The sequence below is a fragment of the Streptomyces sp. SID1328 genome (genome assembly GCF_009865595.1).
GTDB classification, from domain to species: domain Bacteria; phylum Actinomycetota; class Actinomycetes; order Streptomycetales; family Streptomycetaceae; genus Streptomyces; species Streptomyces griseoluteus.
In genome coordinates this window covers 1-20,496 of sequence record NZ_WWKH01000630.1, presented here as the reverse complement: position 1 = coordinate 20,496, position 20,496 = coordinate 1, and the positions used below count along the sequence as shown (strand labels likewise).

The window sequence follows — 20,496 nt, the reverse complement described above, 5'->3', positions numbered from 1 at the left end:
GGCCGGGCGGTTGGGGGTGGTGGGCGGGTATGGGGGAGTGCGAGTGCGGGTCCCGAGCCATCGGGAGTCTCCTACGAGGCGGAGGAACAAAGACGGCGGACATCTGTTGTGGTGTCGCCCGCGTGGGGGTGGCGCGCGCCTCGCGTCGGCGGTCCTACTGCGGCTCTCTGGAGAGAGTCCCCGTGGGGCTTCGGCCCGAGCCCAGGGTGGCGTGGCCGGAGTAACGGCGATCGGCGCGGGTGTTGCCCCGGGTATCTGGCGGCTGGTCATCGGTACTGCCTCCGGAGTGAGTTCGACGTTGCGGGCGGGAGCAGTGACAGGGCTCAGGTGCTTGCGTCTCGTCCTGCCAGGCATGGCTTCTTCACCTCGTAGAGCCGGAAGCTGGAACCCGGACAGCAGTGGCCCGGAAACAAAATTCCGGGGCAGGGCGAGGGCCCGGACGCTTGGTGTCGAAGTCCCTTTAGCGCGACTGTCAGTAAGTGAGTCGGTTGCCTACTGTCCACTCGTGCTCTCTCCGAAAGCGGTTGCTGACCCAGTTCGAATCGCGTACGGGCATGGGCGCCCGCCCGGGGGTGGCCGGGGCACACAGGATGCGCCAGCTGGTGCGCGGCGCGGTGACGACGTGGGACCTGGACGATGACTGGCGACCGAAGCCGCCCCGGTCCCACGTCCCGGTGAAGCGGACCTGATCGGCTGCCCCGTCGCCCGCACGCCGTCAGGGGCCCCAGGCCGAGCGGAGGCACAGCCGCCTTTCCCGTGATGTTGCTGCAGACCGCGTCCGAGGAGTGTTCGGGGGAGGCCGGTCTGTTCGTCAGGTTCGTTCGGCTGATCCGACTCCTGCCGGATTGTCAGTGCCGGGCTTTACCGTCGATACAAGGACCTCCGACGGTGATGGCGGAGTGAGTTGGCAAATGTCGTCTGGCACAAAACGCTGCGGATCCTTCTTGACCTGACCCGGGACGACTTGGACCACCCGGAGCTTCCCGGTCTGTGGGACACCATCTACACGACGGACCGGTACTACGGGCGCCTGGGTGTAGCGGTCAGTGAGCGGGACCTGCAGTGCGGAGGTGTGTGCCGCGACATGGGTGTCGAGGCTCCCATGCACCTGCGGATGCGCGGTGGCCGGCGCGAGGCCGTGCACGAACGCCGCGAGGACGAAGAACGCCACACCGCCCCGATGAGCGACGAGCACAAGGCGTACCAGGAACGCATCCTGCGTGCCGCGCAGGAAGGCGGCTTCAGCGGCGACAGCGAGGTACGCACCGGGGTGGGCCGCAGCTGGATACAGACCGACACCCTCGTCGAAGGAGCCGACGGCCGTCGCATCGGATGGGAAGTACAGTTGTCCACCATCGACGAGAGCGGCCTACGCGGCGTCCGCGCCCGCGCCGCTAAGGCCACCAAGAACGGCATCACCCCTGCCTGGCACACCGACCGCGCCGCCTACGCCCAGCGCAACGACACCCACTGGACCCGCAGCGACCACCTCCCCGCCTACGTCATCACCCGCACCGGCGACCTCCGCATCGTCTCCGGGTTCCGCGTCCTCGAGTTCTGGCACTGCGACACCCGCTCCCTCTACCCCTGCCCCCACGGCATCCGACGCTGCGGCAAAGCCCACGCCACCCCCAAACCTCGCGACGTCCTCTTCGACGACATGGTCCGCCAGACCGCCGCAGGCACCATCGTCCCTATCCAGTTCCGCGCTGGGACCACCGTGCACCGCTACTGGATCACCAGCGCCGACCGCGACCGGCTGGACGATCTCCACAGCGACGACACTCGCCTGCCGCCCGAACGGGAAACGGCCTCGGCGCACGGAGCCAGCCGCAACCGCCCCACCTGCAAGCCCGTTGCCCCGCTCGCTGCGCACACCCCGCCGTCTCAACCCAGCATCCCGGCCCAGCCATCGGCACCGGCCGTCGAGACTGCTCCCGCTGCCCCCGAGCAGCAGGCTGGCCACACTCAGCAGAAGGCCGACAGCTCGACGGGACCACTCGGCGAACTGATCGCGCTCCAGCAGGCCGCCGACGACGCCCACCTCCGTCTGCAGCACATCCACGGCCACCGCGAACGGGAGCAGCAGCGCCAGGTGTGGCGGGACGCCGCGGCGACCGTGCAGGCCGCAGTGACCCACTACGCCCGCACTCAATCCCTGAACCGCCACGAGGTTGAAGCACGCCCCCGACAGCTCGTTCCACGTACCGTGCAGTAGGCGCGTACATGTTCATGTGAGGGGGCTGCTGCGGCCGATAGGACCCAAGAGGGGGGTCCTGCGAGGAGTTGGGGCCCGTAGCTGGTCTCAAGGTGAAGGGGTGGCGCGTGTGGCACGCGATCAGGAAGCAGTCGAGCAGAAGAACCGGCAGTGTCTTGAGTCGTTCGTTGTGCGAGCGCGCCGTGTGGCAGAGCACTCCCTCGCTGGTGACTGGGAGAAGCTCGTAGCACTCATCGACCCGAAAATCGGAATCCGTTTCGAGAACGGTGCGATCCGGATCCGGCATGAGCTGCCGCCCGAGGAGGTAGTCGAGTCCGCGGCGGTGCGGATCCGACCGATTCTTTTGGAGACCGAGGACTGCTTTCATATGAAGGCGCTGAACGCACTGGGTTACGCCTGCCGGGAGTTGCCGCGGGATGCAGAGTGGGTGCGAGCAGTGCGTGCCGAGTGGAAGACACGGGTAGACCCCGCCACGCCCCTGGATGCCGCGTACCGGGTCCTGGTGGCTGACGTGGTGACAGGTGAGGAACATGACCTCGACGCGCACCGGCTGGCCTTGTCCTGGATCTACGGCGACGTGGTGCATCACGATACGAAGCGGCGGAAGGAAGGCGACCCCTTCGGATTGCGTGACCGGTTCCGGGCCGCCGTGCCGCTGGTCGCCTGGACCATGGTCGCGACGATCGAGCTCCTCACCTACATCGAAGCCTTGTGGAAGGCCGGTGTTCTGCAGCTCGGGCCGGAAGTCTTCGACGCGCAAGTCGCCCTGAAGTCGACAGTATGGGAAGAGCCTGCTCAGGTGTTTACCGCTCCCGTGGGGACGGAGGCGCCGTCCGGCGCGATGACCTCACTGCCCCAGGAGTGGATCCCGCTGGGCGAAGAGACGGACTTCTCACGCTTGCAAACTGTCTCTGGAGGTCAGCTCCTCCACCCGACCACTTCCGCACGCGCGGTGGCCCCGTCCAGCGAAGACTCCGCGGCGGGCCAACCTGAAGGCGAGAGCAACACGGCGCGGACCGCCCACGTGATTCCACGGCAACCGGTGAAGGACTGGCAGGCCGAGCTGATCGAGCGCTGGAGAGCGATGCAGCCCTGACGCCGCACTGGCGCTCCGCGTCGTCCCGCCACTCGTGCCTGCACCCTAGAACCCCGCCCGCCGTAGCTACTTGGGGACCTGGTGCTCCAAGTCCGCACTGACTGGGGCGCCGGCGCTGCAGTGGGTGAGGCGCGTGGTGACCATCTGCGGTAGCCGATGGATCACTCGTCCCGGGGGTCGAGGCTGTCGGGGCCAGCGAAGACCAGTTGGGTGAGTTCGGGGCTGTGGGGGGAGGTGAGGGTGACACGGTACAAGCCGTCGTGAGGGACAGTGCTCCGTGCTCTTAGGCGGCTGTCGCCGTCGGCCTGGAGGCGCGCCGGCTTTGTGTAGTCGCCTTCGACGGCTTCAATGGTGCAGGTGAGGCCTGCGGGGTCGTCTGTGCCGGTGACGGTCAGATCCCACGGTGTCGTCGGATGGACGAGGTCGGGAAGGTTGAGGCCCAGGCCGCCGTCGGCTTGGTCGAGGCCGAGGTGGTCGTCTTCGACGAGGAAGTCCGCGACGGTTCGCCGGGCCTGCTTTCCGCTGGCGAGGGCGCCGTGTTGAGCGTAGACGGGAATAGCTCTCCGGACGGGGGAGGCCGACTTGCGGTGGACCGTTCCGTCGCCCTTGCTGGTATAGCGCAGCGGCCTGCCGTGAAGGTCGCGCTTGAGTTCGCCGTCGTTGTCGGTGCGGAAGTTGTATTCGGAGGCGTAGACGACGCCGGCGGTGAGCTGGAAGGACTGGACAGTGTCCTGACCTATGCCTGCGACAGGGCGTAGCCGGGGCAGGGGTTGCTGGCTGAGTGTGTCGAAGAACGTTTGTGAGGCCAGGAAGAGGTCTTTGTCGCCACCGAGGTCGGAGATGTCCGACGGGGTGGGGCGGCGGACATTCGGGCCGTCCTCGAGGCAGAGAAAGCGGGGGAGGAGGTCGTGGACACCGGGCATGGTGGCGGCCGCGGTGGCCAGGCGGTTGTGGGGGAGGGGGATGGGTGCGCCCTGTATGGCGTTGAGGATGTTGGCGGCGACGACGGATCCGTCGTAGGGCGTGCCGAGGGTCATGACGCCGCGGGTGTCTGTGGCGAGGTCGCTGTCGCCGCCGAGGGTGAGAGCTGCATGGGTGAGGAGACCGCCCATGGAGTGTGCGATGAAGACGAGGCGTGCTTCGCGCTGGTCGACTGCGGCGGGGCGGGCGGCGGTGTGCGCGTCGTGGTTGCGCCAGCGGGTGAGGTGGTCTCGGGCGGCCTTGGCGAGAGCTCGGGCGTGTGCGGAGACGGGAAGACGCCAGTCGTAGGGAAAGGTGAGGATGGCGTCCGGGTGGGCGACGACGGATTCGATGGTGTTGAGAAGGCCGTGGTACGGCTCGAAGCCGTTGAAGAAGGGGCTCCAGGCGGGGGTGGTTAGCAGCCGTGGGGCGGTGATGCGGCCGTAGTCTCCTGCCAGTTCGTGGGGAGTGAGCTGGAGGGGGACGAGGCCGGTTCGGGAGAACCACGCCCTCCTGAGCCAGCGGGCGTTTGATAAGCCCCAGACTACCTTGTTGGTGGTGGTGTCGCGGAGTTCGCTGCCCATGATGCCGGGGACGACGACGACGGCGTCGTGTGTGATGTCCGGGAGGGGCTCGGATTCGATCCCAAGAGACGGATTACGGCTGAACCCATGCGACTGGTGCGTCATGCCTGTCACACTAGTGACATGCGGCACATGGGGGGCGACGTTCGCTGGGAAATCGCGTTAGCCGGAGCGGACGTTGAGGACTTAGACCAGCAGCGGACTCTGCTGACCGTCGCAGTCCGCGACTACGACGACGTGGACGACGACGAGGCCGAAGAGTTCGCCGAAGGAATCGACGAGCAACTTGAAGTCGTAGCGCAGTGGTGGGGAGTCGGAGGTCTACTGCCCGAGTTCCGTCAGGTTCCCCGGCGGGAGCTGACCTCCCGCGACGATATCGAGGCCCTGCTGCGCGATGAGGGCGTGCGGGAGATGCGGGGGCTCGCCCTAGTCCTGTTCATCACCGGCCACGGCATCGCCGGCCCCTCCGGCTCCCACTTCTTGAGGTTGCCGCAGTCGGTGCAGCGGCGCCACTTGGCGACAGCGGTGCGGACCAGTGACATCATCGCGGCTGCACTGGATTCGCATGTGAAGAACGTTCTGGTGATCGTCAATGCCTGCTACGCCGGCAAACTGGATCGGGAACTCACCGATCTGGTCAAGGACATCGGCCCGGAGCGCTGGCAGCGATGCCAGCTGGACGTGCTGGTCACCTGTGACCACAACCAGACCGTGCAGGTACGTCGCTTCCCCACAGTCCTGCGCAGCGTCTACAACCGGCTGCGGACGTCGGCTGGCATCACCACCGAGTACTTGAGCGTGGCCGAGTTCATGGCAGAGTACGAACGGGCGCTGCGTACCAGTGATCGAAGGCTGCATCGGCTGAGGCGGCTCGTCGATGGCAGTGGCTACGAAGCGCCCAGCCCGTGCCTGCCCAATCCGGGCTACCGACACGCCAAGGAGCTGCTGGGACCGGGCGAGCGGCAGGCGACGACGGCTGAGCACTATTGGCTTGACCGTGCGACCGGGCGCACCCAAGAGAGTGACGACGGCTGGTACTTCCGGGGCCGCAAGGTGCTGAACCGGAAGGTGGCCGAGTTCCTTAGCCCGCAGCACCAGCGTGGGGTGTTACTGGTCACGGGCAGCGCCGGCAGCGGGAAGTCTGCCGTGGTGGCACGCGCCGTTGTGCTGAGTGACTCCCGGTTTCGCGCCGACCCCTTGTTTAAGGCTGCTGTGGAGCTCACGGACCCGGAGGCGGTCCCCCCGGAAGGCGCCGTGACAGCAGCGGTGCTGGCCCATCGCCGTAATGCCGCCCAAGTGGCGGGGGACCTCCTGAGGGAGTTAGGCGTTCGGCCCGAGAATGTGGGCCCCGCTGAGGACCAAGTGGTGCGATGGAAGGGCCAGGTGCTCGACTTTGTGCGAACCGCAGGACGCCCGATCACGTTGGTGATCGACGGTTTGGACGAGGCTCTGGAGCGGCAGCGGATTGTCCATGACGTACTGGGTTCGCTGAGTCAGTTCTGCCAGCCAGCCGCTGCGGTACCCGGACAGCGGCAGGAAGATGATCCCGCTGTGACGGAACCGGCGGTGAGGTTGCTGATCGGGATCCGATCCACTCGCCCGCCTCTTGTCTCCGAGGGCCGGGCCGCCGATGACGATCACGGTCTGCTCAATGAGCTGCGGCAGGTTTTTCCCACCGCTGCGGTGGAGCGTACCGACAGCGAGGACACGGCAGCAGACATCGAGGAGTACCTGTATGCCCTCATCTGCGCCGGAGGCCATCAGGAGAGCGCCCGGACGATTGCCGCCGACGTTGCCCCGGTGCTTGCTCCCTCTTTCATCGATGCTCGGCTGGCGGGGGAGCAACTACGTCAGGCCGACGACCCCGCCGCCCTGGCCGTGAATGCCCAGTGGCAGCGAGAACTCAGACAGGGGATCCGCGGGTTGCTCGTTCAGGATCTGCGCCTGGTGGAACAGGACGAGGATGGCATTCCCCGCGACGTGGCCCTATCACTACTGCGTGCTGCCGCGTTCGCTCAGGGAGCAGGCGTTCCGTGGTCGGACATCTGGCCGCAGATGGCCGGCGTCTTTCTGCGCCGCAAGTTGGGGCGGGAGGAGTGGGACGTACTGATCAAGAGGCTCCTGGCCGGGCGGCTGAGCGGCTATTTGGCTCACGACCACGAGGACGATCGAGTCGTGTACCGGCCGGCTCACGAAGCCTTGACCGATGTGCTGATGAACGCCGATGACGACCTGGCCCCCGGCGATCAGCCGGACGGCGGGAGCGAGACGTGAACGAGCCGCTGCAGCATGACCGTCGCGCGGAGATCCACCGCCAGATTGCCACGGCACTGGCTGAGCTCGTACCCGACGATCCCAGCACCCCACCGCATCCCTACCTGCGTCGGCACCTGGCCGAGCACGCTGCCTACGGCCAGGTCCTGGACGACGAGCACGTGCCGCCGGCTCTCCTGCCCTGGGAGTCGAGCCTCACTGTGCGGCGGCTGCTGGCCGCAACCGGCGATCAAGGACCAGGCAGCCGCTGGCTACAGGCCTGGGCTCTGCTCGAGCCGTATGCCCGCAACGTCGATCCCCGCTCCCGCGCGAGCAGTCTGCGCCTAGCCCACCACAAGGCGACACCTTCGCAAGAGGCCTCGACGGGCCCGGACGCCTTCAATCAGTCACCCGTGACACCGGTATGGAGCGATGGCACCACACCAGACAACGTATGGCTGGTCAATGGCTCCCCGGTGAGTGCCCTCGCCGCGGTTCGAGGTGAATCCGGCAAACAGCCCCTGCTCATCGTGGGGGACGAACGAGGGCTCCTGCACGCCCTACACCACGACGGCAACACGGCGTACGCACCGCTGCACGTCCACGACGGGAAAATCACCCAAGTCCTCGCCCTGCCCGGTGACCGCATGGTGGCGACAGGAAGCAACGACGGCTCGGTTGCCATCGTCGACGCGATCCAGGGCCAGATGATCCTGCGCGCCGTCCCACGGCGACCAGGCACCTGGGTCAGCTCTCTAGCCCTCTACCGGCCCACCGACCACACTGCGGTCCTTCTGGCAGCCTTCAGTGACGGCTATTTGGCCCCCCTGCACCCCGTCGTCTTCCATACGGTTGACGTCGATCTACCGACCCTGGAAGAGGACGCCTGCCTCCTAAGAGCGCTGCCAGCACCTGACAACCGCAGCGATTGGCTCCTGTTCGCCCAGCACGACCGGGTGTACTGCTTCGATGGCCGCTGGACACGGTCCCTGTCCAGGCACGCGGGCCGCGTTCGGTCCATCGTGGCACTCCCCACTGCCGGCCACTACGCCGTGGCAGACGAGCAGGGGCATCTGTCCCTGTGGGACGCGACGCAAGGGGGGCGAGCCAGGCAGACAGCGCTTCAGCAGCGCCCATCAGCCATCACGTCTCTCCTGGTCACGGAGCTGGACGGGGAGGCCGCCCTGCTGTCCACCAAGGCCGACGGCGGCGTGTGCCTGTGGTCCCTGCCCCACCTCGACGCCATCGGCATGCCGCTGCCCGGACGTGCATCGCCCGTTACGGCGCTGAGCTGCATCGCGGGACGCAGGCAGCCGCGACTCGTCACCGCTGGAGCCGACGGCACGGTCCGCAGCTGGCCGCTAAGTAAAGCGACGTTCCAGACCGCCCCAGCGCGCTGGGACCGCGTAACGGCCAGCGCCCTCTCCTCGGGCCAGCCCCCTGTCCTGGCTACCGCACGAGCCGCCCGGGTCAGCCTCAGCGACGTCTACCGAGCCAGCGAGCCACGGACCGTGCTAAAAGGGCACGTGGCTACTGCACTGGCATGGCCGCGGCTGCAGGGACGCCCTCATCTGGCAGCAGCTCTGGATGACTCCCGCATCGTCCTAACCGACCCCGGCGACGCGCAGGCAGGCGTGGTCGCAGAGCTGCATGGGCATCACCTGCCGGCCATGACCATGGTGCCGCTAGCCGACACGGATACCGATCTCCTGGCAAGCGGCAGCGCCGATGGTTTGGTGTGCGTGTGGGACCTGCGCACTACTACGTTGCTTGCCAAGTTCCGCGATCACCGTTTCAGCGTCCGGTGCCTTGCTACCCACCGCAACAGGCACGGCCTCTACCTGGCCTCGGGCGGAAGTGACGGCGCTGTGCGGGTATGGGACGTCCGGCAGTTGCAGCAGCTCGGCCCCACCATCAAATGTGGCCAGTTCTTCGTCAACGACATCGCTTTCGGCACCGGTATAGGAGCTGACAGGCGAATGCTGATCGCCAGTGCCGGCCAGAACGGCACACTCAGACTCTGGGACGCGCAAACAGCACACCAGGTTGGGCAACTCAGTCCAGGCGACGGGGAACTGACCGCTGTGACAGCACTGGCCCTTCCAACCGGCCGCCAACTTTTCGCGGCCGCGGGCCGAACCAGCATCCATGTGTGGGACCCGGCAGCCGACAGGCGGCTGCTGCAAATCGTCACGGGAGAGACGATCACCTCGCTCAAGAGCGTCGGAGACCGTCAGAGCACGGACGCATCCCTGCTCCTGGCTACGGGCGAAGCAGGCACATCAGTCTTTCGGTTGCACCATGACCGCATCTGAGCCGCCTGCGCGCCCGCAGTGTGCCTCCTCGCACCATGAATGCGCCCCCCGTGGTGCGGTGATACGTCGACGCGTCGCTCGGCATGCCAGGAAAATGTTCCGCCTGATGCCATAGGCATAAGCCCGTATGACTCAGCCCGTACCCGATCACCAGCGAGGAGCCATGATCGTTGCCTTACCCCCGCAGGCCCCGCCCTCCTGCGGCCTCGAACCACCACTACACCGCACGGACGGCTGGCCGCCTCTTGGCTCGACCGCTGGGGAAGGAAGGCAGCTGAGATGACGACGCCTGCCGTTACCTGCATCACGGCGCCCGAGGCCGGCGTATGGCGGCTCGGCTGGGCTCACGACCCCATGCGATACAACCAGGTGGAGCCCGAAACCTTCAGCGGATCCTCAGCCGGCCGCTTCAGCCTCTTCTCCTACGGCATGCTCTACTGCGCCACCGACCTTGCCGGATGCTTCGCTGAGGCGTTGGCTCACTTCCGGGTTGACCCCTTCATCCGCTCTCTCATGAGTGACGCCGAGCACAATTCGGACCTCATGGGGATCGGACAGGTGCCGTCGAGCTGGCGCGATGCCCGCATTCTCGTCCGCCTCATGCCCCCCCGCGACGCCCGCTTCCTCGACGTCGACTCGGATGAGACCAGGAAGGTGCTGGCAGCGGAACTGGAGACCGAACTCAGCAAGTGGGAGGTAGCGGGCTCTCTCACCGATGAACACATTCACGGCAAAGACAGACGCATCGCCCGCCAGATCGCGGCCTGGGCTGTCGCCCAGCGTAACGATGCAGGTCACCAGCTGTTCCAGGGCATCGCCTACCAGTCGGGGTACGGAGGCCGGCAGTGCTGGTCCATCCTGCATGACACGCCACTGACGGAGGTCGAACGCCGCGACATCCGGGTCGAGGCAGTAGAGCTGCAAGAGGTGGCCCGCGAGTACGGCTTGACCGTGCGATGAGACAACTGCATCGACTGGCCGTACGTACCATCGCCCGATCCGGTCACGCTTAGTCTGCAACGTCACGCTTACGCAACTGACGCACTATCACCATTGCCGCTGGTCAGGGACTCGAGAGGGCTGTAGAGAAGGGGATTTAGGGGTGTTTTAAAAGGGGAAAACCGTGGAGTAAGGGCATGCTAAACGGGTAGGCTGCTGCCAACACCGAAGAAAGGGAGGCATGTTGATGAGGTCGATAAGCCACTTAGCCAGGCCCGGCCTGTTGCACGAGCACGGCGCACAGAGCACGTCCCCGCACCCTCACGCCTCCTCACGGCCCAGATGGTGTGCTGCCCACGGCAGCGACCCGGACACAAGTAAACGCGGCACTGCCTGCGCCCGCTGAACAGCCCGCGGTCACACCACACACAGCTTCACGCCCCAGATGGCGAACGTCCCCCGCTCAACCGCCCGCGAGCGAGAGCGGTGGGGAAACGAGGAGACCATGTCCACTCAGCGAGAGCTCACTGCCGAAGCCGATGCCCGCGCGCACCGCGACACGGCCGAACAGGAACTCACCGAGATCGCTCGCTTCCTGCAGGAGCAATTCAGCCAGCGCACCGTCGCCCACGTGGCCGGCGTCGAAGACCCCAAGCAGGTCGGCAGGTGGTGCCGAGGTCAAAACACCCCGCGCTTCGACTCCGAGTTCCGACTGCGTACGGCCTACCAAGTCTTCCGGTACATCGAAGAGTGCGAGAACCGACATGTCGCCCGCGCGTGGATGATCGGCATGAACCCTCAACTCGAGGACGCCTCACCACTGCAGGCCATCGCAAATGACCAGTTTAAGGAAGTCATGGCCGCAGCACGCTCCTACCGTCAGGGCGATCTCTAGTCTTCCCGGCACACAACAGCCTTATCGCAGCACGAAGGGTCGGCTGAGCAGCTACACCCGGCGGACTCGGCGACGTCGAGGTCCAGGCCAGCGATGACCTCACGTGCCCTCGGCGCCCGAGGGCGGAGACAGGGGCAGGGGGAAGGTGCCAGTGGACTCAGTGGGTGGAAGCAGGCCGATGGTGACCGGCACCGGAGCGGAACGGGTCAGTGTTGCGGTGGGTGACGTCATGCTCCGTAGCCTCGGTGTTGGTAGTACAGCGATCGATTGTCCCCCGCCTCCTGGCGGAGCTTGGCCAGCGGCCGGCACGTCCTGTATGTGCCGACATTCCGAGCAGCCGGATCAGCCACCCGTGCGGAGCTCCAGGCTCGGGGCACGAAGCGGTCAGTACTGCCGCACCACGCGAAGCCGGCGAACCCGCAACTCGCGCCCGTGATCGGCCTACCTCGTTCCTAAGCGGTGGCGCGCGATGGCTGTCGAAACCGTCTGGGAGTGACAGACGCTCAACTGCTGCCGCAATGGACCCTTCAGCGGATCCGCGACGTATCCAGGGATCAAGAGGCTGTCGCCCTGGCCCCGATCGGGCGGTGAAATGGGTGGCTGACCCTGGAGCCCGCGAGGTCCTGCGCCCAGAGATCGTATCGCGGGAACCACGGCTTGCGCCTCGTGTAGCCCTTCTACGACGACGACTGGTACATGGGCAGTCTCTACGACGACGGCAGCATCGATTGTTGGGAAGCCTACGGCGACCTGTCCGAAGCACTACGTGGTCTCTATCAACGGGTACTGACCTTTTCGACGTGATGTCGTTGAGTGCTGACGATGTGTGATCGCCGCGGTCCGCGTGCGTCGAACGTGATCTTCGAGGTGTACTGGGCCGACCGAGGAGATGGTTCGGGGCCACCGTCGGTAGACGTCCCGGAAGTGGTACAGCGCGAAGTGCAGAAAGAAACTGGTCAGGTTCCGCCCGCCGTCTGGTTTCCAGGGGTGGTACGGCAGCCACCTGTGTGTGCCTGCGGGAGGTGCTCGCCGAAGCCTGCGGCGGCATGCTCCTGCGGCACGTGCACCGGCAGCGCCTGCGGGGAGGACTCTAGGAAACCGCCGAGAACATCGGCGACAGCGGAACATCCCCGCGTCGGCGGGGAGGACTTGCGCTCGAGGACGTCGCCAAGCACGGAGGGCGGACCCCCCCCGTGTCGAGGGAAAGATCGCATCGCATGAACAATTGCGTCCCTGCCTGGCAGAACAGCCCCGCGTCGGCGGTGAACCGCTCGGATGCGCCATGCTCGGCGGAGCGGCTGTTCTGCCATCTCTACGGCCGTGCGAAGACAGCATCGCAGTTCATTCTGGGCTGGCCCTACTCCTTCGTGGCCGCGCTGGAGCCGGGCGCTACCTCCTGGATCGCGATCCTGGACACGGTTCGGCTCGGCCCGGCGGACGACGCGACCGCGGTCACCGCCGCCCAGCTCCGAGGAGTCGTTGAACGGTTCATCGCCGCAGGTCAGTGGCAAGCCGGGGACCGGGCGATCATGATCGTCAGCGACGCCGGCTACGACGTCACCCGCCTGGCCTGGGTCCTGCGCGACCTGCCCGTCGAGATGGTCGGCCGGGTCCGCTCCGACCGCGTCATGCGCCTGCCGAAGTCGCCGAGGATGCACGGCGTCAACGGTCGGCCTCCCAAGCACGGCCCTGAATTCCGCTTCACCAAGCCGGACACCTGGCCCGAGCCCGCAATCACCACGGTCACCGACACCAGCAACTACGGCAAGGCCGAAACCAGGCGTGGGACCGGGCGCACCCCAGGCTCACCCACCGCTCCTCCTGGCTCGACCACGACGGCGAACTGCCCTTGTTCGAGGGCACGTGATTCGGCTGAAGGTCGAGCACCTATTGAAGGACCGGGATGCCCCGCCGGTGTGGTTATGGTCCTCCAAGACCGGTGCCACCCCGGACGACGTGGACCGTTTCTGGCAGGCATTTCTGCGTCGCTTCGACCTGGAGCACACCTTCCGCTTCGCGAAGCAGACCCTGGGCTGTGCCACTCCGAAGCTCCGCACTCCCCAGGCGGCGGACCGCTGGACCTGGATCCTGATCGTCGCTCCGCCCGCGGGGATGGTCCCTACTTGTGCGCCAGATCCAGGGGGTTGTCATCGGCACGTCGGCAGGGGAGACCGGCCCGACCTTGCACTGGCGCCAGCCAGAGCACGGGGTCGAAGCGGTCCGCGGTGCCGGTGAGGGCTGCGGCGTTGCGCGACCGCTCCACTGTGATCCAACTCGTCGACTGGAACCGTCCGGATCCCCAGTACTGGCTCCGAGCCGACCACTTCCAGGCGGCCTGGCTGGGCGACGCCTACCAGGCTCTGCTGACCGGCGGTCTCGACGACATCGACCAGCGACTACGGGCCTACCCCAACGCGGACCCGGCACAAGTAACCGCAGATGCCGTCGTTGCCAGGATGGGAAGCCTCTACCAACAGCGGGCCGCGGCCGGAGACCTCAGTGCACAGGCGGCGCTGAACAGCTCGGAGTACCAGGCCGGAGTGCACAACGCCATCCTGCAGATGGCGCACCCCACCCGGCCGGCAAATCCGCAGCACGCACGGCACGACGCCTACGTCACGGCCCGGGCAGCCCAGCATCCCTCCACCACAGAGAGTGTGCCGTTCGAACTGGTCCGCGCCCGGGGCTACGACAACGACGCACGCCATCGGGAACTGGCGGTCATCGAGGCCATCCTCAACGACCCCACCCGGGCAGCAGACTTCAGGTACACCCCGTCCAGCCCCGACGCATCGCCCTACTGGCTCCAGCCCCAGGACTTCGGCGACCCCGCGACCGCGGAGATCTGGGATGCCCTGGTCACCGGCCCCGACCCCGCCATCGCCCTTCCGGCAGCCAGCGACCCCCACCTCACCCCTCAGCAACGGGCCGCGGCGATGATCCAGCACATCACCACACGTCTGGACTACAACGACTACCACCGCTCCACGGGCGATCAGGCGGCCAAGGCCCGGCTGGACGCCAACGTCAACCAGCAGATTGGCGCCTACCTGGCACGGGCGAGCGCCCCGGATTTCAGCCCGAACCCCGGCAACGCCGCACGGTACGCGGTCACCTTCATCCTCGAGCCAAGCATTCCCGCGGCCGTCGAGGACCTTGCAGGCCGCGTCCGCGACTACGGGCTTTCCGACGCTTCCCTAGGCCAGGTCGGTCTCGAGCTCAGCACCAACGACTACGCGCTGGACCAACTCGTCGAACGTCTCGACGCCGCACCCCGCACCCTCGCCGGCTACCACACCCCCCACCAGGCTCCTAAGCCCACACCCGAGCAGAGCGAGGGGCAGCCGAGCTACACCTCCCGCCCCACCGAACGCCGCGTGCTGATCTCCCTCATGCAGAATCCAAGCCAGCTGCACCAGCCCGGTCCTACCCGATCACTCGCCGAACAGGACTTCACACAACCCGAGCACCGGTACCTCTTCAAGGCGATCCAGTCACTGCTGCCGGACATCGCCCGGGACCCGTGGCTCCTGACCAGCCAGGCTCACCAGCTGGCCCGATACGACGGTGCTCCAGCCCTGGACTTCGAGGAGCTCAACAACGTCGCTTACGCCGCACGCACGCTGCGGGTTCCCCCCGCAGACCAGGCGGCCGGACACCTCGTCACCATGACCGTCCGCCGCACCGCACGCGATGCCAGCACCGCGGTCCAAGCGGCCGCGCAGGAAACGCTCGACCCCCGCGTTCTCATCGACCAGAGCCGTGAGCAGTTGCAGCAGGCGACCCGCGAGGCGCTCCGCTACCACCAGCAGTCCGTTCCGGAACCCACCCAGTACGGAGCGCAGCAGGCGAACGTCGCGCTGGTCGGCGGGCCGCTGGACGGGCTGCTGCTCGACATCACGGGCTGGCGGCCGGAAGAGATAGACGACGGCGCCGCCCTGATGACCGAGCTGGGGCGGTGGCCTGGCGGCCGGGCGCTGTACGACCCGCGCCCCGGCGAGCCGCGCCCATCGGGTGTCCCGGGTGTGGTGTGCCGCTTCTACTACTCCGGTGATACGCCCTGACCCCGGCCGCCGGTCCCGGTACCCGGCGCGCCTCGGTTCATCGACGCGCTCACCGACCTGGTCCAGGCGCAAGCCGACACCACTGGCTTCGTCGTCCCGCGCCGGTGGGCGGAGATCTTGGAGCGGCACTTTTCACCCAAACTGCCGGACCCCGAGCACACCACCGAATAGCCGGCCGCGCCCCTACCTCGACCATCCCGCCCACGAGGGGGCGGGCGCGGCGATAGCGTCCAGCCCCATGACCACCACCGACACGATCGCGTCTCTGGCGCTGGGCGTTGCGATCATCGCTGCCATTGCTGCCATCGGCTCCTGGAAAGCGGCACGCAATTCCAACGGGGCCGCGCAGACTCTGTCCCGGATCGAGCAGCAGCGCCTGCACACCGACCTCACCCCTGTCTTCCGTTGCGCCATCGTGGCCAACGAAGCCCGTTCCACCGCCATGCTGCGGGTTCACCTCGAAGGCCCGCCTGGTTTGCTGTCCCACGGCACCATCGAGATCACCGCGTCCCTGCGCAACGACAACCCGCACCGCGGCACCGGACTCCAACTCGCTGGCGCCCCGGCTCCCGAAGAGGTCCGTGCCCACATCTGGGGACCGTGGAAGTTCAGCGCGGACGGCCGCGACGACACCGGGCGGACGGTGGCCCCGCAGCAGCTGGCGGTCGGTGAGTGGACGCGATACGGCCTGACCCCCACCACCCCGCCGCCGTGGTCGACGACCACCACGGACGACTGGCGCCGCGACTACGTGAACGAGCCGGTGCGCCTGAGCATCACCGCCAGGTCCAAGGGCAGCGAGTGGACTGTGCCGCTGGAAGTCCCCGTCACCATTGAGACCGGCTCCTGACCCCGACAGGTCAGGAGTCGGTGATGTGGTCGAAGCCGCGCAGCAGCGGCGTCAGTTCCTGCGCGCACCCGCACAGCATGCACATCTGCGTCCCAGGGTTCTCCGCGGCGTCCAGGGCCCCGCTGCACATCGAGCAGCGGCACACCCTCGGGTGCCTCTTCACAGTTTTACGCGTGCAGCACACCGCGGGCCGGGCCCCGCCCCTCGTGCACCTTCGCCAGGACCCAGTCCGAAGGCCGGCGCTCGCCGAGGACCTCGCGGACCGCCGACGTCGGCGGCGCCTGCGGAAGAGGCTCGGTGGGGACCTGGTCGTAGTCGACGCAGTGGACCGGCCGCACGTGCTCGGGAGCCCGGACCCGCACCCGGTACTCCGCGGCCTCCACGCCGTCGTCCTGTCCGTCACGGGACCGACCGCCGTCCTTGCGCTAACTCGCCCTGTGTTGTTGGGCAGTTCCCGTGGATACCCTGCCGTCCATGGGTGGCCTTGATGACGAGATCCGAGCAGCACGTGCCCGCGCCGACTCCTGGGCGAACGCTGACCAGTGGCGAGCCGAGCGGGAGCAGAGCGAGGCAGCGGAGATGCAGCGGCTCCTGGCGGAAGCGGTAGAGCGCTTGAGGCCGTACGGCTCCGAGGTCTTCGTCCAGGTGAAGCCCGCGCTGTTCCGCGGCGAGTACACCGCGAACGGCCAGCGCTTCCGTCAGGTCGCACGGCAGCGCTGCTGGAAGCTCTCCCGCCTCTCCGGCCGCCGGCGCGGTGAAGACGGCCAGCTGGAAGACGACTGGATGGAGTCGCCGGTCCTGTTGCTGGAAGACGGCACCGCGGGCCGTTTCTGGCTGGACAACGACATCAGTCCTCAGCGCGAAGGGGAGTACGTGTCCTCCTACTCCCCGGACCCGCTCACGAAGGGCTCGTTCGTGGACACGTCGAACAGTGACCTGCTCTCGCAGCTCAAGCGTCGCCTGGGCCAGGCCATCGTCAGCTACGAGCGCGCCGGGAGGTGACGGCAGGGCGGGACGTCGGCGTCGGCGTCCCGCCCTCCACGTGCTGCGGCTCACACGGTGGCCGGCTCCGGCACCGCAAGGCACTCAGAGACCCGGCGCGCCATCGCGGCCACCTCCGGCGGGAACCCGTCCAGCGACCCGAGGTCGTCGCGCAGTTTGGCCCGCAGCCCGTGCAGGCACGCCGTCGTGAACATCACCTCCGGATGGTCCTCGGGCTGCTGCGCAGCCTCCGCCTGGCGGTGTCCGCGGCCATACAGCATCCGTACCGTCCCAAGCTCGCTGGTGCCTGCGGGCGCCGCCTGCCCGAGCAGGCCCGTCAGGTGCTGATCTGGAGGTAGCCGTTCCAGGTCTCCGGGTCCACACCGACCTGTTCACAGTACGCGGCGATCAGCATGGCCACGCTGTCCATGGTGTCGGCCGCGTCGGCCATTCCCAGGGGCCGGCATGACGAAGGTGACCGGGGTTGTCAGTGGGGCAGGGCAGACTGGAGGCCGTGGCGACCTCCGACGTTCGGGGCCTGGAGCAGCTTGAGCGCGCAGTCCTGGACGACACTGCCTCTCTCGCCTCTGCCCTCCGGCAGTTCCTCATGGCTGGCTACGCCCACCATGAGGAACTGCGCGCCTGGGCGCTGAAGGAACTGGAGGGGTACCCGGCGGCCGATGAGCTGCCTTCGTACCGGAAGGTGCCGGCAGCGCTGGAAGTGGAGATCACTCTCAACCTGCCGGGCCAGATCATCCAGGGCAACACCCGGCGGATCAGCGTGGCCCAACTGCCCCGGAGCGCTCGTGAGCGCGGCATCGGGGAGAGCGCACCGATCCGGCAAGGCGTCCGGGAAATCGAGGCTCTGATCGCCATCAGCGACAGGATGATCCATCTCAGCCCACCCGGATCAGCCGAGTACGCCCTGGGAATGACGCGGCAGCAGCAGGAGAACGGGCACGAGTTCACCGAAATCACGTCTCTGTACTGGGCGATCGCCAAACCGAGCGTCGAGGGCGTCCTCGATCACATCAGAACCCGTCTGACCCAATTCGTCGCGGAAGTGAGGGCAGCCATGCCCGCCGGCCAGCAGAAACCCGACCTCAACCAGATCGACTCGGCCCGCACCGCACGCGAAGGCCGACCGCGGTGGCACCGCGAGCGCCAACGTCAACGAACGCGCGCCCGTGACTCCGCAGCCCTGGTGGGCACCGGACCTCGGTCATCTGGACCGCCGTCGCGGCAGTGGCTGCGATCGCCGGCGTCATCGCCACCGTGATCGTGGCGAAGTGAGACTCCGCCGCAGCCGCCTGGATCGACTGGCCCCGACGAGGATGATCAGATCCTGGCCGTCGCCCACAGCGACGTCATGCTCCCCCTGGACCCGCACCGACTCCCGTTCTTGCCGAGCCCCGCTCAGCAGAGAGCTGATTTCCGCAAGTGCGTCGACCACCTGCTCCACATCGAGGGCGCGGTAGGCATGGCCTTCGTTGGGATTGCCTGGGATGTAGCCGAGCAGTTCGTCGTGCACCACCCTCAGCACGATCCCTGGAAGCATTGGAAGCCCGCCGGCCCACGCCAGCCGCGGCCTTGGGCGGGCGAAAGCCATCCGGCCCCGCAGTACGCCCTGGAGTACCCCGTGTTCCCTTGGAATCGGAACATCGAGCGTCGTTGGACCATTGAGCATCCGCCACCAAGGGCTGCTGCCGTCGACTAACGACCTCGCCCGAGCGGTCCGTTAACGGCGAGGCCGGGGTCGGGGCTGTACCGCCGATTTCTATGGCGTGAAGAGCCTTCCATCGTGACCGCTGTCCCCCGGCGACAACCGGGGGACAGCGGTCGTTTGCGAGGCTGGGCGTTAAGCCCGCCTGCGCACGGCGTGGTCAGATGCTGATGAGGGCGTTCATCGCGTCATACCACTTCTGACACTGGAGCGGGTTCGGGTCTTCAGCGCAGCTCATGCAGTGAAGCTTTCTGATCGTGCGCGTGGGACCGGGTGACGGCTGTGATCGGACCTCATGGCCCGTCCGCAGTTCGAGGGGACGGTGGCACAGGGGACAGGGGGCCCCGTGGAGCTGTTCGTGGATCATGCGGCGGACTGTGCACACGCCAGAGGCTTACTGTCTCGGGCACGCGGAGCGCGCCCGTAGGACGCTTGACCGGGGCGGTGGCCGCGTCACCCGCCGGTGAAGGTGTCGTAGCCGCCGATGCGGCGTCAGACGATGTGCTGGGTGCCCGGTATGCGCTGCCGCAGAGGTCGACCTCCTCGCCGCCCTGCCCGGCCTCCGTCTGCCCGACCTGGACGAGCGGCGGGGCCCGCGGCGTCCTCGGTGCCCGGCGGGGGAGTGCAGCGGCCGAAGATCAGAAACCGGCCCTTCACGAAGGTGACCGACGGCTGGGGACACCCCGGCTGCGCGCCCCGGCAGATGTCAGCAACCGAGCGGGAGTTCGCCCGGAACAAGGCCCGGATCGAGAGCGACGAGACGTTCTGCGGCCAGAAGTCCTCGGGCTGGCGGCGCGGAGCCTCGCCGTTCAGCACCTGGCACCGGGTATTTCCTCTTGTCACCACGGGTTCTCGGGTTCGCTCCGGATCGTCACAACCCTCTTCTTTCCCCTATGACCTGAGTTGGTTGTCGGTGGTGGGGGAGATCATCGGGACCGGGCCCCCGGCCGCTGGCCGGTCGCGGACGACGGGAGGGCGAGCCTGATGGCGGGCAAGCGCAAAGAGAACGAGGCGGCATCGAGCAACGACCTGCGCGCGGATGTGCTGCGCGTCCTCGGGGTGCTCAAGGTCGCCACAGCCGACCAGATCCAGCGGCTGTCCTCGCCGCACCTGACCTACCGGCACACGACCAAGCCGACCCCAGCGAAGCGGAAGGAAGCCCGCACCGCCTCCCACCGTGCTGCGGTGAACGACCTTCGGCGCCACGGCCTGGCCGTCGACGGCGGCCGGACGCGGGGAGGAGACCCGGTTGCTCACGAAAGACGGTCTGGCCGCCGCCGCGATCGACCTGGACCGCGGAATCCGAGCGGCTGACACACATCAGCTACTACCGGCTCAGTGAGAAGAACACCGGCGAGGACGTTGTCGTCCCTCTGCGCCGTGCAACCTGAACGGTCCAAGAACCAGAACTCAGGTACAGGAGCTTCCCGTCCCTCGGCAGAGACGAAGCCACCCAGGCTCCCGATCAGCCCTGCTCCGACTGCGGGATCTTCCGCCGCTCGCAGCGGCTGGCGATAAGGTACAGATGATCCCACGGACATTGATAAAGCAAAAGTAAAGTGGTTGCAACGCTGCAGGTCAGGAAGTGTCCTCCCCACGCACGTGGGGGTGATCCGCT

General features: G+C 67.3%; 14 protein-coding genes and 2 pseudogenes. 12 read left to right on the top strand and 4 right to left on the bottom strand.

Annotated elements, in window-relative coordinates; all coding sequences use genetic code 11:
* Positions 1-1,084: 1,084 nt before the first annotated feature.
* Complete coding sequence (locus GT030_RS36605) at positions 1,085-2,218, top strand: hypothetical protein (protein ID WP_237522706.1); 1,134 nt, start codon at positions 1,085-1,087, stop codon at positions 2,216-2,218.
* A 109-nt stretch (positions 2,219-2,327) separates the two neighbouring features.
* Positions 2,328-3,314, top strand: coding sequence for a hypothetical protein (locus tag GT030_RS20530; protein ID WP_202460339.1), 987 nt, complete (start codon positions 2,328-2,330; stop codon positions 3,312-3,314).
* Positions 3,315-3,475: 161 nt separating this feature from the next.
* Here the strand turns inward: GT030_RS20530 and GT030_RS20525 are convergent, their stop codons facing one another.
* Entirely contained in the window at positions 3,476-4,963 is a 1,488-nt protein-coding gene (locus GT030_RS20525) for a hypothetical protein (protein WP_346009697.1), read from the bottom strand.
* An 18-nt stretch (positions 4,964-4,981) separates the two neighbouring features.
* On the opposite strand from GT030_RS20525, the gene GT030_RS20520 reads away from it, so the two are divergent.
* The 7 genes and pseudogenes from GT030_RS20520 to GT030_RS20490 all read left to right on the top strand — a co-directional run bounded on the left by GT030_RS20520 (position 4,982) and on the right by GT030_RS20490 (position 16,174).
* Positions 4,982-7,132 carry an AAA family ATPase gene (locus GT030_RS20520; RefSeq protein ID WP_237522705.1) on the top strand — a complete coding sequence of 717 codons (2,151 nt, stop codon included), beginning with the start codon at positions 4,982-4,984 and terminating at the stop codon, positions 7,130-7,132.
* Positions 7,129-9,426, top strand: a complete 2,298-nt coding sequence (locus tag GT030_RS20515; protein ID WP_161202347.1) for a WD40 repeat domain-containing protein — start codon at positions 7,129-7,131, stop codon at positions 9,424-9,426. The genes GT030_RS20520 and GT030_RS20515 overlap by 4 nt, the downstream gene beginning before the upstream one ends.
* Before the next feature lie 279 nt (positions 9,427-9,705).
* Entirely contained in the window at positions 9,706-10,386 is a 681-nt protein-coding gene (locus GT030_RS20510) for an RES family NAD+ phosphorylase (RefSeq protein WP_161202346.1), read from the top strand.
* A 484-nt stretch (positions 10,387-10,870) separates the two neighbouring features.
* On the top strand, positions 10,871-11,260 hold the full coding sequence (locus GT030_RS20505) for an XRE family transcriptional regulator (protein WP_161202345.1): 390 nt from the start codon (positions 10,871-10,873) through the stop codon (positions 11,258-11,260).
* Positions 11,261-12,528: 1,268 nt separating this feature from the next.
* Positions 12,529-13,360, top strand: a pseudogene (locus tag GT030_RS35765) (transposase); the annotation flags it as partial.
* A gap of 1,568 nt (positions 13,361-14,928) precedes the next feature.
* Positions 14,929-15,324: a hypothetical protein gene (locus GT030_RS37410; RefSeq protein WP_202460340.1), complete on the top strand. Its 396-nt coding sequence runs from the start codon at positions 14,929-14,931 to the stop codon at positions 15,322-15,324.
* A gap of 238 nt (positions 15,325-15,562) precedes the next feature.
* Positions 15,563-16,174 carry a hypothetical protein gene (locus GT030_RS20490; protein ID WP_161202344.1) on the top strand — a complete coding sequence of 204 codons (612 nt, stop codon included), beginning with the start codon at positions 15,563-15,565 and terminating at the stop codon, positions 16,172-16,174.
* 10 nt (positions 16,175-16,184) lie between these two features.
* On the opposite strand, the pseudogene GT030_RS20485 reads toward GT030_RS20490, so the two are convergent.
* Positions 16,185-16,578 (bottom strand): annotated as a pseudogene (locus tag GT030_RS20485) (DUF6233 domain-containing protein); the annotation flags it as partial.
* A 52-nt stretch (positions 16,579-16,630) separates the two neighbouring features.
* On the opposite strand from GT030_RS20485, the gene GT030_RS36595 reads away from it, so the two are divergent.
* Positions 16,631-17,176: a hypothetical protein gene (locus tag GT030_RS36595; RefSeq protein ID WP_237522704.1), complete on the top strand. Its 546-nt coding sequence runs from the start codon at positions 16,631-16,633 to the stop codon at positions 17,174-17,176.
* A 50-nt stretch (positions 17,177-17,226) separates the two neighbouring features.
* On the opposite strand, the gene GT030_RS20475 is transcribed toward GT030_RS36595, so the two are convergent.
* On the bottom strand, positions 17,227-17,436 hold the full coding sequence (locus GT030_RS20475) for a hypothetical protein (RefSeq protein ID WP_161202343.1): 210 nt from the start codon (positions 17,434-17,436) through the stop codon (positions 17,227-17,229).
* A 233-nt stretch (positions 17,437-17,669) separates the two neighbouring features.
* Here GT030_RS20475 and GT030_RS20470 point away from each other — a divergent pair, with 233 nt between their 5' ends.
* Complete coding sequence (locus tag GT030_RS20470) at positions 17,670-18,434, top strand: hypothetical protein (protein WP_161202342.1); 765 nt, start codon at positions 17,670-17,672, stop codon at positions 18,432-18,434.
* Here the strand turns inward: GT030_RS20470 and GT030_RS20465 are convergent.
* Positions 18,420-18,689, bottom strand: coding sequence for a hypothetical protein (locus tag GT030_RS20465; protein WP_161202341.1), 270 nt, complete (start codon positions 18,687-18,689; stop codon positions 18,420-18,422). The genes GT030_RS20470 and GT030_RS20465 overlap by 15 nt on opposite strands.
* A gap of 1,173 nt (positions 18,690-19,862) precedes the next feature.
* Between GT030_RS20465 and GT030_RS20460 the strand changes: the two genes are divergently transcribed.
* On the top strand, positions 19,863-20,192 hold the full coding sequence (locus GT030_RS20460; RefSeq protein ID WP_202460338.1) for a hypothetical protein: 330 nt from the start codon (positions 19,863-19,865) through the stop codon (positions 20,190-20,192).
* Positions 20,193-20,496: the final 304 nt, after the last annotated feature.